General features: G+C 59.7%; 15 protein-coding genes and 1 pseudogene. 2 read left to right on the top strand and 14 right to left on the bottom strand.

Going from position 1 to position 15,599, the window contains the following annotated elements:
- Positions 1-19: 19 nt before the first annotated feature.
- The 9 genes from JWZ97_RS09460 to JWZ97_RS09420 all read right to left on the bottom strand — a co-directional run bounded on the left by JWZ97_RS09460 (position 20) and on the right by JWZ97_RS09420 (position 6,851).
- A complete protein-coding gene (locus JWZ97_RS09460) occupies positions 20-442 on the bottom strand; it encodes a DUF6152 family protein (RefSeq protein ID WP_205428270.1) in 423 nt (140 codons plus the stop codon).
- Positions 443-758: 316 nt separating this feature from the next.
- Positions 759-1,847 carry a transglycosylase SLT domain-containing protein gene (locus tag JWZ97_RS09455; protein ID WP_205428269.1) on the bottom strand — a complete coding sequence of 363 codons (1,089 nt, stop codon included), beginning with the start codon at positions 1,845-1,847 and terminating at the stop codon, positions 759-761.
- Between the two features lie 25 nt (positions 1,848-1,872).
- Positions 1,873-2,508 (bottom strand): hypothetical protein, encoded by a 636-nt coding sequence (locus tag JWZ97_RS09450; protein ID WP_205428268.1) that lies wholly within the window; start codon positions 2,506-2,508, stop codon positions 1,873-1,875.
- Between the two features lie 34 nt (positions 2,509-2,542).
- Complete coding sequence (locus JWZ97_RS09445) at positions 2,543-3,139, bottom strand: membrane integrity-associated transporter subunit PqiC (RefSeq protein ID WP_205428267.1); 597 nt, start codon at positions 3,137-3,139, stop codon at positions 2,543-2,545.
- A 4-nt stretch (positions 3,140-3,143) separates the two neighbouring features.
- Positions 3,144-4,136, bottom strand: a complete 993-nt coding sequence (locus JWZ97_RS09440) for an MlaD family protein (RefSeq protein WP_205428266.1) — start codon at positions 4,134-4,136, stop codon at positions 3,144-3,146.
- A complete protein-coding gene (locus tag JWZ97_RS09435) occupies positions 4,133-4,909 on the bottom strand; it encodes an ABC transporter ATP-binding protein (protein WP_205428262.1) in 777 nt (258 codons plus the stop codon). Before JWZ97_RS09435 ends, JWZ97_RS09440 begins: the two co-directional genes overlap by 4 nt.
- A gap of 4 nt (positions 4,910-4,913) precedes the next feature.
- Positions 4,914-6,041, bottom strand: coding sequence for an ABC transporter permease (locus JWZ97_RS09430; protein WP_205428253.1), 1,128 nt, complete (start codon positions 6,039-6,041; stop codon positions 4,914-4,916).
- Positions 6,038-6,415 carry a ferredoxin gene (locus JWZ97_RS09425; protein WP_205428251.1) on the bottom strand — a complete coding sequence of 126 codons (378 nt, stop codon included), beginning with the start codon at positions 6,413-6,415 and terminating at the stop codon, positions 6,038-6,040. Before JWZ97_RS09425 ends, JWZ97_RS09430 begins: the two co-directional genes overlap by 4 nt.
- 4 nt (positions 6,416-6,419) lie before the next feature.
- Positions 6,420-6,851 (bottom strand): FKBP-type peptidyl-prolyl cis-trans isomerase, encoded by a 432-nt coding sequence (locus JWZ97_RS09420; RefSeq protein ID WP_371822617.1) that lies wholly within the window; start codon positions 6,849-6,851, stop codon positions 6,420-6,422.
- A 188-nt stretch (positions 6,852-7,039) separates the two neighbouring features.
- On the opposite strand from JWZ97_RS09420, the gene JWZ97_RS09415 reads away from it, so the two are divergent.
- Both JWZ97_RS09415 and JWZ97_RS09410 read left to right on the top strand, forming a co-directional pair.
- Positions 7,040-7,891, top strand: coding sequence for a thermonuclease family protein (locus tag JWZ97_RS09415; protein ID WP_205428247.1), 852 nt, complete (start codon positions 7,040-7,042; stop codon positions 7,889-7,891).
- A gap of 288 nt (positions 7,892-8,179) precedes the next feature.
- Positions 8,180-9,640 carry an MBL fold metallo-hydrolase gene (locus JWZ97_RS09410; RefSeq protein ID WP_205428246.1) on the top strand — a complete coding sequence of 487 codons (1,461 nt, stop codon included), beginning with the start codon at positions 8,180-8,182 and terminating at the stop codon, positions 9,638-9,640.
- 574 nt (positions 9,641-10,214) lie between these two features.
- On the opposite strand, the gene JWZ97_RS09405 is transcribed toward JWZ97_RS09410, so the two are convergent.
- From JWZ97_RS09405 to JWZ97_RS09385, 5 genes and pseudogenes are all read right to left on the bottom strand, one after another.
- Positions 10,215-12,329: a molybdopterin-dependent oxidoreductase gene (locus JWZ97_RS09405; RefSeq protein ID WP_205428245.1), complete on the bottom strand. Its 2,115-nt coding sequence runs from the start codon at positions 12,327-12,329 to the stop codon at positions 10,215-10,217.
- Between the two features lie 149 nt (positions 12,330-12,478).
- Positions 12,479-12,832 (bottom strand): annotated as a pseudogene (locus JWZ97_RS09400) (penicillin-binding transpeptidase domain-containing protein); the annotation flags it as partial.
- 152 nt (positions 12,833-12,984) lie between these two features.
- Positions 12,985-13,476: a macro domain-containing protein gene (locus JWZ97_RS09395; protein WP_205428243.1), complete on the bottom strand. Its 492-nt coding sequence runs from the start codon at positions 13,474-13,476 to the stop codon at positions 12,985-12,987.
- A gap of 115 nt (positions 13,477-13,591) precedes the next feature.
- Positions 13,592-14,404, bottom strand: a complete 813-nt coding sequence (locus tag JWZ97_RS09390; protein ID WP_205428237.1) for an alpha/beta fold hydrolase — start codon at positions 14,402-14,404, stop codon at positions 13,592-13,594.
- Positions 14,405-14,658: 254 nt separating this feature from the next.
- Complete coding sequence (locus tag JWZ97_RS09385; protein ID WP_371822478.1) at positions 14,659-15,516, bottom strand: transposase; 858 nt, start codon at positions 15,514-15,516, stop codon at positions 14,659-14,661.
- Between the last annotated feature and the right edge of the window lie 83 nt (positions 15,517-15,599).

The raw sequence follows: 15,599 nt of genomic DNA, 5'->3' as shown, positions 1-15,599 counted from the left end.
GCCGGGGTCTCCTCGGGCCTTACTGCGCGGCTGCCTGGGAGCCCGGCGCGTCCTGGGCGCCGCCGGTCTTGACCGCGCGGCCGTCGGCCAGAACGGTGGTCACGGCGTAGCCGAAGTTCTTGCCGTTCTTGGCGCGGTAGCCCTGGATGCTGACCTGGCTGCCAACCGGCAGGGTGGCCTTGGTCACGCCCTTCTCTTTCAGGCTGAAGGGCGCGCCGAATTCGAAGCCCCAGTTGGCGACGCTGCCGTCGGGTTGCGCGACGTCCAGATACAGCCAGCTATGCGGGTTGACCAGTTCCAGCTTGGTTACCGTGCCTTTCAGCTCGATGGGCTGCTCGGCGTCGAATTCCGCGGAAAACGCGTGATGGGCGTTGGCGGGCACGGTGGCGCCGAGAAATCCGGCCAGGGCAAGGCCAAGGACCAGCTTGCTTTTCGTGGACATGAGCACGCTCCTAAATAGACAGATAACGAAAATCCACCCGGCCTCGACGCGAGGGAGGCGTACGCGTGGCCGGTCGGGATACAGGCAGATTCCATAGCAACTATCGGGCCTCCGGCTGCGGTCATGGCTCGTGCACGGCCGGAGGCCGAAATAGCATTTTCAGGCGTAGAAATAGCGGTGCAATCGTCCGCCGGTGCGAACGCTGAAGTTGGGTTGGACCGGTCGATGCGGCGGGATGCGATGGGCTCTGCTGATATATCAGCAGGCTATGAGCAGCGTTGTTGCTAGGGAAACTGCCGATTGTGGGCGGTAAGCTTCAGCCGGCCGCCATTCCCGGTATGCCCAGCCGCTGGATGTGCAAGGCGTTGTCGCCTTCTTCGTAACGCGGCAGTTTGCCCTCGCCGTGCCAGAGCCGGTAGGCGAGGGCGGCGCTGAGCACCCGTATGGGGTAATCCCTGGGCAGGTTTTGCAGATAGGGCTGGATGGTGGCGAAATCGCGGGCGCCGTATTGCTTCATGATGGAGAGCAGGCCGCCGTTCTGCGGGCCGATGTTGTAGGCCAGAAGACCCAGGAACAAATCGCCGCGCATCTCCTGCAAATAGAGATTCAAGGTGGCGGCTGCCACGTGGGCGTTGTGCCGCGCATCGGCCAGGTTCAGCTCGGCCACGCCGAGGCGCTGGCGTGCCTGTGCGGCCGCGGATTTGGGCGGCGCGGTGATCTGGAACAGACCGCGTCCGCCGTCCCGGCTGTCGCGCGGCAGGAAGGACGATTCGGCGGCCGCCACGCCGACCAGCACCTCCTCGTCCACCCGGTAGATGCCGGCGGCTTCGTGTATGGCCGGGAGAAAGGGCTCCGCCCGCGCCATCATCTTCTGCATCTGCGCCAGATCGGTCCGGCGATAGGCCGCGTAGACCTGGTGGGCGACGGTGTTGCGCTCGGCTTCCTGTACACCGCCGACCAGGGTGCGCAAGGCACCCAATTCGTGGGCGAATTCGTTACGGCAGCCGTAGCCGCCGGCAACCAGGGCGATGGCCAGGGCCGCCGAGGCCGGCCAGAAGATCGCCCGTGTGGACAGCCAGCCGCGCGCGTGCAGCCACAGCCATAGGAACAAGGCGTGTATCAGACCCAGCCCCAGCACGGCGAGCGCGAAGGGTAACAGGCTGGACCAGAACCCGGTGCCGCCGAAGTGTTCGGCGGCGCGGCCCAGCGTCGAGAGGATGGTCACCAAAGCCGCGATGCATAGCGCCAGGCCCTCCGCAGCCAGCAAGGCCAGTTTCCGGCGGGCCGAGACGTCCGCTGTCGGATTTTGCGCTGCGGCCTTGCGTTTGGGTGCTTTCCTGGCGGTGGCCCGCCGGGGGCGCGGTTTCGGGGCCTGACCGTCAGGCGTGAGCGGTGCCTTGCTCATCGGCGCGGCGACCCGTGCCTAGGGCTTATTTGTTGGCCTTGGCGTAATCGGCGAAGAACTGTTCCAGGCCTGCCGCCAGTCCGTCGGCAACCGGCTTGGAGAGGGCGTCCAGGCTGGCGCCGGCGCGTACCAGGCTGGTTTCCCACAGAATGGCGTCGACATGCTGCGGTACGTTGAGCGGATGTTTGGTCTGGCTCTCGTCCTGGTTCAGGTCGGCGTAACGGTTGATGGCGTTGGTGTAATGCGCCAGCACGGAGACGCGCGCGGCAATGGCGGCCGGCTGCGCGCTGGCTTCGGTCGGGGTCAGTTCGATCAGCAGTTTCAGGCGCCCGGTCAGGTGGGGCAGCAGGGCCACGTCGTTGGCGTTGCGGGCCTTGTTGAATTTCACGCCGTTTTGTACCGACAGCGCTTCCAGCTTGGCGTAAGCGTCGGTGCAGATTTGCTTGACGGCGGGGATGGCGCTTTCTTCGCTGGGGCAATAAAAGATCATGCCCGGCCAGCCCTGCAGTTTTTGCAGGTTGGCTTCCTGCATGTGGCCGAGAATTTTCTTTTCCGTGCTGTCCGGTATCACCGGCAGAGCGTCCTTGGCGGGCTCGGCGGCGAAAACGGGAGAGGCGAGCAGGAGCAGGACGGTCGCGTAGGAGGTCAGTCGGGTTTTCATGGCATGCACCTGTGGCGGGTTGGCTAGATTTTGGTTATTCGATCGGCAACTTACTCAAGGCCAGTGCGAGTTCTTCGCTGAACTGGGCCAGAGTGCGGTTTTGCGCGGCTACCAGCGCCTCGGCGTCGCGTCCCGAGGCGGGTAGGGCGATGCGGGATGTCTGGAGCAGCAGCGGCTTGTTGTTTCTGAGTATGCTCCAGTTGGCCCAAAGTTCGGCGACGCCTTCGTCGTTCACGTGAAAACGGCTGAAGTCGATTTCGATCTGGTAGTCGGGGGTAATCGCCCGATTCCAGGGGAACACGACCAGATGGGCGCCCGGCACGCGGGCCGACAGATTCTCTCCGAGCACGGAGCCCACGGTGTCGCGCAAGGGCTCGGCCCAGCGGTGGTATTCGTCGAGGTTCATGCGGTTGCCCGCGGCCCCGGTGACGATTTGCGGGCGGTCCAGATAAGCGGGTATGCGCACGGGACCCAGGCCTATCACCCGTAGCGGCTTGTCGCTTGTTATCGGAGCCGGTGCGGCGCCCAGGGGTTCGAGCCGGTAAAACTGGGCCGGATGGGTCTTGGGCGAGCAGGCTGCGAGTAGCGTGGCGCTTAGCAGGCAGACGACGCAGGCGTAGAGCTTGAACATGGTTTCAGTTCCCCTCCGGCGTTTTGCCGTAAAGCAGGGCGTCCGGGTGGCGTTGCAGGAAGTCGGCCAGCACGCGCAAGGAGTTCGCCGCCGTGCTCAGATCGCGCAAGGCATAGTCCAGGCTGGCGTTGGGCGTGGTCGCCTGATCGACCGTCGCCAGTGTCGTGCGGGCCTGCTGCATGGCCGAGGCGGTGGCCTTGAGCGCGCTCTGCACCTCGGTCGACAGCGGGTCGACCCGCCCGTTGACGTTCTGGATCAACTGGCGGCTCGCGCCCAGGGTGCCCTGCAAGTCTTTGCTCAGCGGGTCGATTTTCTCGTCCAGATGGTGGACCAGATGCTGCAGGTCTTTCAAGGTGTGGTCCATGGTGGCCAGGCTGGAGGTGATTTCCGGCGACTTGAGCAGCCTTTCCACGGTCATGATGCTTTCGAGGATGGCATGCATGGTTTCTTCCAGCGGAATCTTGCGTACCGTGGCGACCACCTCGTCGATGGTGTTCTCGATCTGTTCCTTGGGCGAAGGAATGCTGGGGATTTCCGGATAAACGGCGTTTTCGCCGGCGATCAGCCGGATCGGAGTCTCGGGACGGAAGTTGACCTCCACGAACAACTGGCCCGTGACCAGACTCTGGAGCTGCAATTGGGCGCGCAACCCGCGCTCGATCAGCCTCTTGGTGTCGGTCGGGTGCCCGGTGGCGACCTCACGGCCTTCCAGGTTGTAAAATTTTTGCGGTTCGAATTCGATGATGACCGGCGTCATGATGCGGCCGCCCTCCGCGTCGAACACCACCAGGATGTCGTCGACCTTGCCGACGGTCACGCCCTTGAGCTTGACGGGCGCGCCGATATTGAGGCCGTTGATGGAGCCGTCGAAATAGATGATGTTCTTCAACACCGGCGTGAAGACGCCGCTGGCGAACACCATGATGCCGGCGATGGCCAGGGCGACGGCGCCGAGGACGAAGCCGCCGATCAGGACAGGATTGACTTGCTTGTTCATGTCAGGTTGGGGGAGCCGTTAGCCTCTTCGCCCCGCATCAGGAACCGGCGCACGGTCGGGTGTTCGCACTCGGCGAGCAGGTGCTGGGGGTGTCCGGAGGCGATCATGGTTTTGCTGTCGGCGTCGAGAAAGACCGAATTATTGCCGATGGCGAAGATGCTGGCCAATTCGTGCGTCACCACGACCACCGTGCTGCCCAGGCTGTCGCGCAGATGCAGGATGAGGTCGTCGAGCAGGCGCGAGCTGATCGGGTCCAGCCCGGCCGAGGGTTCGTCGAAAAACAGGATGTCCGGGTCCAGGGCCATGGCGCGCGCGAGGCCGGCGCGCTTCTGCATGCCGCCGCTGATCTCCGAGGGGTAGTAATTCTCGAAGCCGGCCAGGCCGACCAGAGCCAACTTGAGGGAGACGACCTCATCGATTTCCTGGCGGCTGAGCCCGCTGTACTCGGCCAGCGGCAGGGCGACGTTTTCGGCCAGGGTCATCGAGCTCCACAAGGCGCCGCTCTGGTACAGGACACCCATGCGGCGCATGCGCGCCTGCCGCGATTTTTCGTCGGCGCGCCAGAAGTTTTCGTTCTCGTAATAAATGTCGCCGGCCGCAGGCTGCTGCAGGCCGATCAGATGGCGCAGCAGGGTGCTCTTGCCGCAGCCGCTGCCGCCCATGATGATGAAGATGTCGCCGCGCTTGACCTGGAAGCTCAGGTCGCGCTGGATGATGAAATCGCCGTAGGCCATGGTCAGGCCGGTCACGGCGATGTGGATATCCCTGCTCATGGCCTCAGATCTTCAAGGCGGTGATGATGAGCGTGATGAGCGCGTCGGAGACCACGATGAAGACGATGCCCGTCACGACGGCCGAGGTGGCCGCGTCGCCTACCGCCGAGGCGCTGCGCCCGCATTGCATGCCGCGCATGCAGCCGGCGCTGGCGACCAGCACGCCGAACACCGCGCACTTGAATACTCCGATGGCGAAATCGTCCAGGTCCAGCCGCTCGCGGGTGTGGATGAAATACTCCAGCGGGGTGATGTCGAACATGCCGACGCTGACCAAGGCACCGCCCAGGATGCCCATGAGATCGGCGTACAGGCATAGCAGCGGCATCATCAAGATGAGCGCCAACATGCGCGGCAGCACCAGGAAATCCATGGGGGCCAGCCCCAGGGTCTTGAGGGCGTCGATTTCGCTGTTGACCTGCATGCTGCCCAGTTGCGCAGCGTAGGCCGCACCGGTGCGGCCGGCCATGATGATGCCGGTCATCATGGCGCCCATTTCCCGCGACATGCCCAAGCCCACCAGGTCGGCGATGTAGACCTGCGCCCCGAACATGCGCAGCTGAACGGCGCCGACGAAGGCCAGTATCATGCCGACCAGCAGCGAGATCAGGGTCACGATGGGCAGGGCCTGGGCGCCGCAGTCCTGGACGAAAATCCAGAAGTCCGACTTGCGGTAGCGTGCCCGGCCGGTGAAGAAGCGCAGCCAGGCCAGGATGTTCTCGCCGATGAAGGCGGTGATGGCCAGCGCGTCGTCGCGCAGGGCCAGGGCCTGCCGGCCCAGCAGTTCCACGACGCCGACCTTTTTGATTTCTCGGCGTGCCCCGGCCCTTTCCGGCACCGCATGGGCCAGCGCCAAGAGGCCGCGCACGCCTTCCGGCAATCCCTCGCCATTCAGTGCGATGTTGCGGGCCAGGCAGGCGGCTTCGAGCTTGAGCAGCCAGGTCAGCAGCCGGCTATCCCATGAGTCCAGCGCGCGGCTGTCGAAAGCCAGTTCGCGCGTGGGGCCGGGTTCGTCCAGGACTTTCAGTAGCGGTTCGACGGTCGGCGGCTTCTGCCCTTGTACCCAGTCGCCGGACAGCCTTACCTCCAGGCGGTCGCCGGATCGGCCGATGTCGATGGCGGGAGGGGTCATGGCAGCGGGGCTGCCGGGGGCTTGGGTATCAAAAATTCTTCGACCGGCTTGCCGCCGATTAAATGCTCCTGGAGTATGCGCTCCAGGGCTTCCGGCGTGCAGGAGTGGTACCACACGCCTTCCGGATAGACCACGGCCACCGGTCCGCGCAAACAGACCTGCAGGCAGTTGGCCTTGCTACGAAAGAGACCGGTATGCCCTTCCAGCTTGAGTTCCTTGATGCGGCGCTTGAGGTAATCCCAGGCTTCCAGGCCGGCTTCCTTGTCGCAGCACTTGGGTTTGGTTTGATCGCAGCAGAGAAAAATGTGCCGGCGGATGCCGCCGAGTCCCAGGGACTCGGCGGCTTTGGCCAGTTCGTCGTCGCCGTCGCCCATGGCTTCAGCGGTTCACCTTGGTCAATTCGACCTCGAAGATCAGGGCCGAATTGGGAGGAATCACCCGGCCGGCGCCGTTCTCGCCGTAGGCCAGTTGCGAGGGGATGAAGAAGCGGTATTTGGCGCCTTCCTTCATGAGTTGCACGCCTTCGGTCCAGCCGGGAATCACGCCGCTCAGCGGAAAGCTGATACCCTCGCCGCTGTCGAATTCGCCGCCGGTGATGAACGAGCCTTTATAGTTGACGGTGACATTGTCGCTCGCCGTCGGCTGGTTGCCCGTGCCTTCCTGCAGGATCTCATACTGCAGCCCCGAGGGCGTGGTGACGATGCCCGGCTTGTGGGCGTTTTCGGCGAGAAAGGCTTCGCCCTGTTTCTTGTTTTCTTCCGGGTTTCCCATAGCGCATCCTATTAGGCTGACGGCCAGAAGTGCGCCCATGAAAGAGCGCAGCCAAACGGCTCTGGTCATTTTTATACCTTGTGATTGAAAGTGAGAGGCTGAACGTGCGGGACCCAGGGTCCGCTCCGACGAGGCAAGGCCGACCTTGCTGCCCGTTTATTCTTTCATGCGAGCCCCAGCCCGGCAACCCGAGTCACGCCTGGGCCTCATGCCGATAAGGAATCGAGATGCCCTTGATTTTACGTGGCGGCGCCCGCGCGGCCGCCTTGATGATCCTGATGTCGCTGGTCACGTCGGCCTGCGGGGAGGTTTACCGCTGGCGAGACGATCAGGGGCGCACCCACTTCTCCGACCGCCCGGTGCCCGGCTCGGAAAGGCTGCAGATCGAGCCTCCAGCCCGGACTGCCGCGGGCACTTATGTCCGCGTGCAAAAAGTTTACGACGGCGACACGGTCCTGCTGGAAAACGGCGACAAGGTTCGTCTGCTGGGGATCAATACGCCCGAGGTCGCTGGCGGTCGCAAGCAGGAAGAAGCGGGCGGAGAGGCCGCGAAGGCCTGGCTCAAGCGCGAACTGGAGGGCCGCCGGGTGCGGCTGGAGCAGGATACCGAATTTCAGGACCACTATGGCCGCAAGCTGGCCCATGTGTTCACCGCGGACGGCGAGCATGTCAACCGGCTCCTGGTGGAGCAAGGCTACGCCACCACCGATATCTACCCACCGAATCTGAAATATGTGGACGACATGCTGTCCGCCGAAGCGCGCGCCGAGCGCGACAAGAAAGGTTTGTGGGCGCTGCCCGAATACCGGGCCAAAACCATGGCGGGCCTGGATTTCGGCGGCTTGGACGGGTGGCAGCGCTTGGTTGGCAAGGCTCTCGGGGTGGACGAGCGAAAAAGTCTTTACATACTTCATTTCGAGTCCGGCTTCGAGGCGCATATTCCGAAGCAGAACGTCCGCTCGTTTCCGCCTCTGCAGAGCTATGTCGGCCTGAGCCTCGAATTGCGGGGCTGGGTATCGAGGCGGGGCGGTGCGTATTTCATGGTCATACGTCATCCGGGCGCGCTGGTGAAGCGGTAATATTGCGCCAGGGCCCGGCGCCTCAGGGTCATGGGCTATCGTTTTCAGCCCTTCCTCTCTGGACAGACGGCTTGCTTCGTGGCATGCAGTCGCGAAACAGCGCTGTTGGCCATGCAACACTCGAAAGGGTCTGTATGGCCGGGCCGAAGTATCGGCCGATCCCTTACAGCCAGTAAAAACCGCCGATTGGCGAGTACCGCCTCGTCAAGGCTTGACTGGTATGCCTCTTGCTCTCCAGGTGTTCGGTATTCCGTATTCCTCACTACCTGGAAAGCCCAAGGAGGCTACATGCGTAAATCTAGACATACTTTGGTCATCGGCCTGGCGGTTGCGTCTGCGTTGGGCACTGGTTCGCTGCACGCGCAGAGTCTGCAGGAAGCGGCCGCGGCGGCGGGCGTCTCCGACATCAAATCCGTCGAGTTCTCGGGCACCGGACGCTGGTTCCAGTTCGGTCAGGCGCCCAATCCGAATTCCGCATGGCCGGCGTTCGACGTCAAGAGCTATATCAGCGACATCAACTACGACACGTCCAGCGCGCGGGTGCAGTACGTGCGCAGCCAGATCGTCGAACCCGACCGCCTGCGTCCCGCACCGGTAGAGCAGCGCGGTGACCAGTTCATCAGCGGCAGCACGGCGTGGAACGAATCCACCACCGGTAATGCGGCGAATGCCCAACCGGCGGCCGTCGAAGAACGCGCGGCTGAAATCTGGGCCACCCCGCAAGGTTTCCTGAAAGCGGCGTTGGCCAACAACGCGACGTCTACGACCGTGGAGGGTAACACGGAGGTGTCCTTCAACGTGGGCGGCAAGTACCGCTATGTCGGCACCATCAACCCGTACAACCAGGTGATCAAGGTGCGAACCTGGATCGACAATCCGGTGCTCGGCGACACGCTGGTGGAAACCAAGTTCAGCGATTACAAGGATTTCGGTGGCATCCAGTTCCCCTCGCATATCGTTCGCAACCAGGGCGGATACCCGGTGTTGGACATCAATGTGGCGTCGGCGCGGAAGAACCCAGGCGTCGACATCAAGGTTCCGCAGGATCTCGCCAAGGCTCCCGCCGTTGTGGTGAATTCCGAAAAACTGGCGGAAGGCGTTTATTACCTGACCGGCGGCACGCATCATAGCTTGGCGATCGAACAGGCCGACCACATCGCGATCATCGAAGCCCCACTGAACGAAGAACGCTCGCAGGCCGTCATCGCCAAGGCCAAGGAACTCATTCCCAACAAGCCGATCAACTTTGTGATCAACAGCCATGCGCACTTCGATCACGCGGGCGGTTTGCGCACCTTCGTCGACGAAGGTGCAACCATCGTGACGCACCAGCCGAACCAGGCCTATTACGAGAAAGTGTGGGCCCACTCGCACAGCTTGAATCCGGATCGTCTGGAGAAGTCGAAAAAGGCCGCGCGCTTCGAAGGCTTTACCGGCAAGCATGTGCTGACGGACGGCAAGCGCCCCATCGAGATACATTCCATCGCCGGCAACGGCCATAACGATGCGTTCGTTCTGGTCTATCTGCCGAACGAGAAAATCCTGGTGGAAGCCGACGCTTACACGCCCACCGCCGCCAATGTGCCGCCTCCGGCCCCGGCCAATCCGTATTCCGTGAATCTTTACGACAACATCAAGAAGCTGAATCTGAGCGTGGACAAGATTGCCGCCCTGCACGGCCCGCGCGTGGTCACGCTGGCTGATCTGCGCGCTTACATCGGTTTGGGCGAACAGCAGGCCGCTAACTAGTTTTCATAGGGAAGGGGAAGGAGCGCCAGGGACTGGCGCGTTATGCCGACCGGGCCGGGATGAACAATCCCGGCCCGGTCTTTTTTTGTCCGGAACATCGGCTGGTTAAGGGGTGACCCCTTTTCTCTTATGTAGCGCGCGAGGCGTCAGCCGTATTGCGCCGCATGGGAGTCATACACGCTCTTCCACAGTCTTATCAAACTCCTGTACATAGGCCCAATCTAGCGGATAGATACCCCATTCGACATATCTATGAAACGTCGAATGGGGCCACTCCGACACGCGCCGGACATAGCCGCCCAACGCTGTTCAGCCGGGTGGGCAAACAGCTTCATCGTCTGTCCACTGTTTGAATCAAAGCCGGCGGGCAGAAAAGTGCTGCCTACCCTACTTCGTCAGCGGTGTCATATTGGAAACGAATTGCCTGAATGAAGCTCATGGAACTCAGTAACCTTTAACCTCGAGGAGAACCGGACCCGATCAGCGGTGAGCCTGACCGAAACCATAGGCCGGGTTCCGGTTGATCGCGATGTTAGGCATTCAACTTTGCCTTGCCCCTGGTTGTTTCAGAATTTCAGGCATGCGCGGCCACCACTTGTACCAGATTGTCAGAAAACGACGGCGCGTTGCCCATGCCGGCGAACTCTGACGAACTGATACTGTTGACCGTACCAGTATTCAATTGCCGCCAATAGCCTAGTGTGGCGACAACTAAGCCCGCATTCACGTCGGCGGTGATACGGGCATCGCCTTCAAATGCCCCCCGATCATTGAATACCCGCACTTTGTCACCGTCTTTAATGCCGCGTTCCTCGGCATCAACCGAATTTATCAACACAAACTGTTCGCCTTGGCCTTTGATTTTCTGTTCTATGTTCGCGTAACAGGAATTCAGGAAGCCGTGGCTTTTGGGCGAGATGATGCTTAACGGGTATTTTTGCGCCAGTTCAGGGTTGGTCGCGATAGATTCCCTGGATGGCACATAATCCGGCAATGGATCAAGTAGCTCACCAGGTTGGAAGTCGCCATACATCTGCCGGAATGGCCCAGGCACGAAATTAATCGCGCCTTCGGATTTTAATTGGCATTTGCCAGAGGGGGTCGGGAAATTGCCTTGTTTATGCGGCGCGCGGTCGTCCTTTGTGCCGACTTTCAGCCGCGCAAAACCGTGTTCGCGCAGATATGCCAGATCAATACCCACACATGCCGGAGCGCTCCAATCGACATACTGCTCGAGACATTCGCTATCCGACCATTGGAAATTTTCCTCCTGAAAACCCAGTCGCGCCGCCAAACGGCGAAAGATTTCGTTATTGGGAATCGCTTCACCAGGGGCATCCACGCATTTGGCGTTGTAAGTCAGATACAAATGTCCCCACGATAAAATTATGTCTTCTTGTTCCGCGCCCATCGCGGCGGGAAGCAGGATGTCGGCATACATGGCGGTGTCGGAAATGAAATGTTCCGCCGATATCATGAACAAGTCTTCGTTAAGCAAGCCTTGGACAATTTTATCGGTTTCCGGGGCTTGCGTGACGGGGTTGGCGTTCCAGCACATTAGCGACTTGATCGGCGAGCCGGCGGGCGGCTCATTGGTAAGGACGCGGCCTAGTTGTAAGGCATTGATGACGCGCGTGCCTTCGGGAATCAAATCAGGTCGGCAGATCACGTCAAATTTATATGGATGCTCCCAAACCGGAAACTGCAACGCGCCGCCGCCGACATATTGCCACGCGCCCGTCAACGCGGGCAGGCAACTGACGGCGCGAATGGCTTGCCCTCCGCCCTTATGGCGTTCTAATGCCACGCCTAGGCGGATTGCGGCTGGCTGTGTCGTGGCATATTCACGCGCTAAAGTGCGGATAGTATCGGCGGGGATACCGGTGATAGCTTCTGCCCATTTAGCGTCGCGGGTTTTTGCGCGCTCTTTCAACTCGTCAAAACCGATGGTGTAATTATCGACATAATCCTGATCGACCAAGCCTTCTTCGATAATGGTATGGATCATCGCCATGGCCAATGCGCCGTCGGTGCCGGGTTTGGGGGCGATATGCCAATCGGCCTCCTTTGCGGTTTTGGAGGCATATGCGTCAATTACCACTAGTTTCGCGCCTTTCTTCTGGGCTTCTTTAACGATATGCCAGTGATGTAAGTTGGTGCTGACCGAATTACAGGCCCAGATGATGATGTAGTTAGCATGGATGAAACTTTCGGGGTCAACACCGGCAGTCGGCCCCACTGTCAACAACCACGCAGTGCTGGATCCTTCGCCGCAAAAGGTGCGTTCGGTGACGGTTGCGCCTAAACGGTTGAAAAATGCATCGCCTCCATTCAGGCCATGCACCAAACCTTGGTTGCCCAAATAACTATACGGCACAATCGCTTGTGGGCCGTATTCAGCAATAATGGCTTGCCAGCGGCTGACGATTTCATCCAAGGCCTCATCCCAACTGATGCGTGTAAACTGTTTGCTGCCTTTCGGGCCGCTGCGACGCATCGGGTATAAGAGGCGGTCTGGGTGGTAATGGCGTTTTTCATAATCCTTCAATTTGACGCAAAGCCCACCGCGTGTCATAGGATGGTCGGGATTGCCTTTGACGCCGGTTAATTTGCCGTCTTCCACTTGATAAATCATAGAACAGGTGTCGGGACAATCGTGAGGGCAGCCGCCGTGATGCGTGGTCTTCATCGTTACGTATTTTCCGGGTTAAAAATCTTGCAGGGTGGGCGGGCAAAATAACTTGCTCACCCATATGGCTTGAACAATATTAAAAATTACGATTTCTAGTGGTGATTGTGTAAAGAAGTCTAACGAGGCTGTAGAAAAATGGGTTTTTCTACAGCCTCGTTAGACATGGCAATGGCCTCGCGCAAGCTCATGTCTTTTTCCCATGCTTTTACCCGTTGAGGTTTCCCGCCGTAGGGGAGGATTTCATCGATACTCTTCACGGCGCCGACGGACAACCCAATGAGGGTATTGGCAACCTTAAAAGTGGAAGCTGGGATGAACTGTGTGTAGGCCCTTTCATGATTGTGACCAGTCAACCTATGTTGTGTTACGTCGTAAAGAATAAATGTGCCCGTTACGCTTGCATTGCGAAACAATGGATCCACTTCGGGACTGTCCTGCCAATCAAGAGCAAACACATTTACCGAGCATACGAATATGAGAGCCCCTAGCACAATTTTTATGCCGTTCATTTCAAAACCTTGTTGTTCATATGAGTGAGTGGTAGGCAGTACAACGACCGTAAGCTCAGCAACCGCGGAGGGTGGCGCGGCGTATGCATTGGCGGCTGGGCGCGAAGGGGGTGGGAAGCATGGGCAGTGACGCCCGGAGCGGCTCATGCAGCGCATGGTTGGGCGCTTCGGTTGTTGGAATAGGGGACGACATAAATCTTCCCGGCAAAAGGTACGGCTGAAAGCTCCGCGGTGATGAAGCCCTGGATGCGCTCGGGTGAACCGCCGCCTGAGCCAGCTCCGATGAGTGGAAAGGCGACGGAGCGAAACTGCTGCTCGATGACGATACGCATGGCGTTACGAACCGACTGCCGAGCGGAAAACGCGAACGACCGCCAGAGCATGTTGATGCCCACGCCGTGAATGATGCCGCGAAACGGAAGTCGGCCTGGGGAAGTGAGGACAGCCTCGCCGAGTGGGATGATTCCATGACGCGCAACCCCTCGAAACGGCTGAGTGCCTGCTTGGCGCTCGATGGCACGAGAGATTCCCTGCGTGAGAAGACGCCACCAGGGAATGATGTTGCGGTTCCAAGGGTTGACGATGGCCCCAACGAGTTGGACGAGTAAGTCGCTTTCGATGACGTGGAGTTGCATTGAGGCATTCGAGTCACGAAAGACTTGCTTCGCTTTCGTTCACAGGACGTGCGTAGAAGCGCATTACCTGGAGGTGAAGAGCGCGACGATAGGAGCGTCGCACTCGACCGCAATGTTACGCCTTGCCTAATAGACTGCATATTTCAGGTGCCGCTCGGTACAGGCATGAATAATGTGACAGTCCATTGAATATTTTGGCCGAAATGCAACCAGGAATTGCTGACTTCAAGTACTCAGCCATCAGTGGTGGAGACCAGTTATCATCGGCTCCGTGCCAAATATGAGTAGTGACGGATACCTCGGCGAGCGTCGATTCCCATGGCAGCACATAAAGGCCAATGTCTCTCGCGTAGCCTCGTGCGCGGCCAACAAAACAGGCCTTCAATACTTCGGCGATGCCAGCTCGAAATTCACTGTCGGTGGCCAACACCTTATCTTCGCCAACTGCGCTGGCAAACAACAAGCGAAACAAGGCATCGGTAGAAAGCCAAGCCAGCAATCCTTGCCAGTAAGACAACAAAACGAACAAGGCGGGTGCTGCTTTTGCCAACTTGAACACCTGTTTGCCCGCCATGGCTTCAAGATAATTGCCGGTTTCCAGCGGTGCAGCTGCGGAAACCAAATGCAGGTTTCCGACGCCGTTGGCCATGTAACGGATGGTCTGTAACGCAATAAATGCACCGATTGAGAATCCAACGACATCCACTTGTTTTCCGGAGGCTATCCTCGAAATTTCCGTAGCCAGAAGTCTGTAATACGCTTCCCCATTGACAGACGGATCGACAGAAAACCGGTCCAAACAAACGAATGTCAGGCCGTGATTTTTTCCTTCCAGATCGAAAATGCTACATTCGTCCTGCGCGCCTGGGACGCCATGGAAATAAACCACTATGCGTCCATCGTCGGAGCCAAACCGACTGAATTTCAAAGGCCTCTCCGCTTATGAGCTTATGTATAACGCCAGCATTGAGCGGCGCGAGCGGCTTTATCGCCCGCGTCCGCTCGAACAGCTTGTTAGGCCAAGATATAGTTCGCATAGGATGTGCCGACGAAAGGAGGCACATCAATCGAGTAACGCGAATGATGCGCTTCGTTCCTCAGCGCATCCTATGGCCCTGCTAGTGAGGTGTAGCAGCGGAAACTCTATGGGGTCAAGGGTCAGTTCTAACATTCCAACATTTCCTACTCATCCCGATCTTCCATCAGTTGGCGTCTGCGCACTTCAAAGCCCTTGACTGCGCGACTCACCGTCATGTAGTGAACGCCGAAATGCTTGCCAATCTCCGCCATGGTGTACGCACCCGAACCATAGGCTCGGGCCATGGCCTCAGCGCGGTCGGGGTAGCGTTCCTGGTAAGCCGAGAGTTCGAGTGCAACGGACCGCCGATGGGCCTTGGAAACCTCCCTCAGGCGATCGTCCCCTTGGTCGTGTTGATGTCGGGCCACAAACGCATCATCCCCCAGCAAAACCTGGTGGCGAACCCGGCCTAACGGACTAGGGTGGTCCAACCCCGCCATCACGAACCGCCGATAAGCTGCGATTGCAGGCTGGCGCTCGCTGCCAAACTGGCTTAGCAACCACTCGCTGTCGAGCCAATCCGGGACCGACGCTTTGCCGATGACTGCCCGGTAACTGCTCCATGGCCACTCGGCAGGGTCCTGGACCATCCGCGCCCGTACCGGATTTAACACCACGTAGCGGGCCAGCTCCAGCAAGTAGGCATCCTTCTGAACCACAATGGCCTTGTAGCGTCCCTGGAACAAATGCCCGACCAAGCCGTGCCGTCGGTTGAACCGTTGCGTGTAGACGCCATTCAACTGTCTCATGCCGCGCCACAGGTTGGCGTCGACCGTCTCCAGCAATAGGTGATAGTGGTTGGTCATTTGGCAATAAGCATGAACGACCCAATTGAAGCGCTCGCACACCTCACCGAGTACCGATAAGAATTCGGTTCGATCCTCATCCTGAAAGAAAATGTCCTCCCGCCGATCGCCCCGCGCCGTAACATGGTACAGCGCACCGGCGTATTCCAGTCTCAAGGGTCTTGCCATGCCGTAAGGATAGACCGGAATGTTGGAATGTTAGAACTGACCCCGTCTTCCGGTGAGAACTGACCCCGTCT

This window comes from Methylococcus sp. EFPC2 (assembly GCF_016925495.1).
GTDB lineage: Bacteria > Pseudomonadota > Gammaproteobacteria > Methylococcales > Methylococcaceae > EFPC2.
The sequence above is the reverse complement of the archived record's forward strand: the minus strand, read 5'-3'. Positions and strand labels throughout refer to the sequence as shown.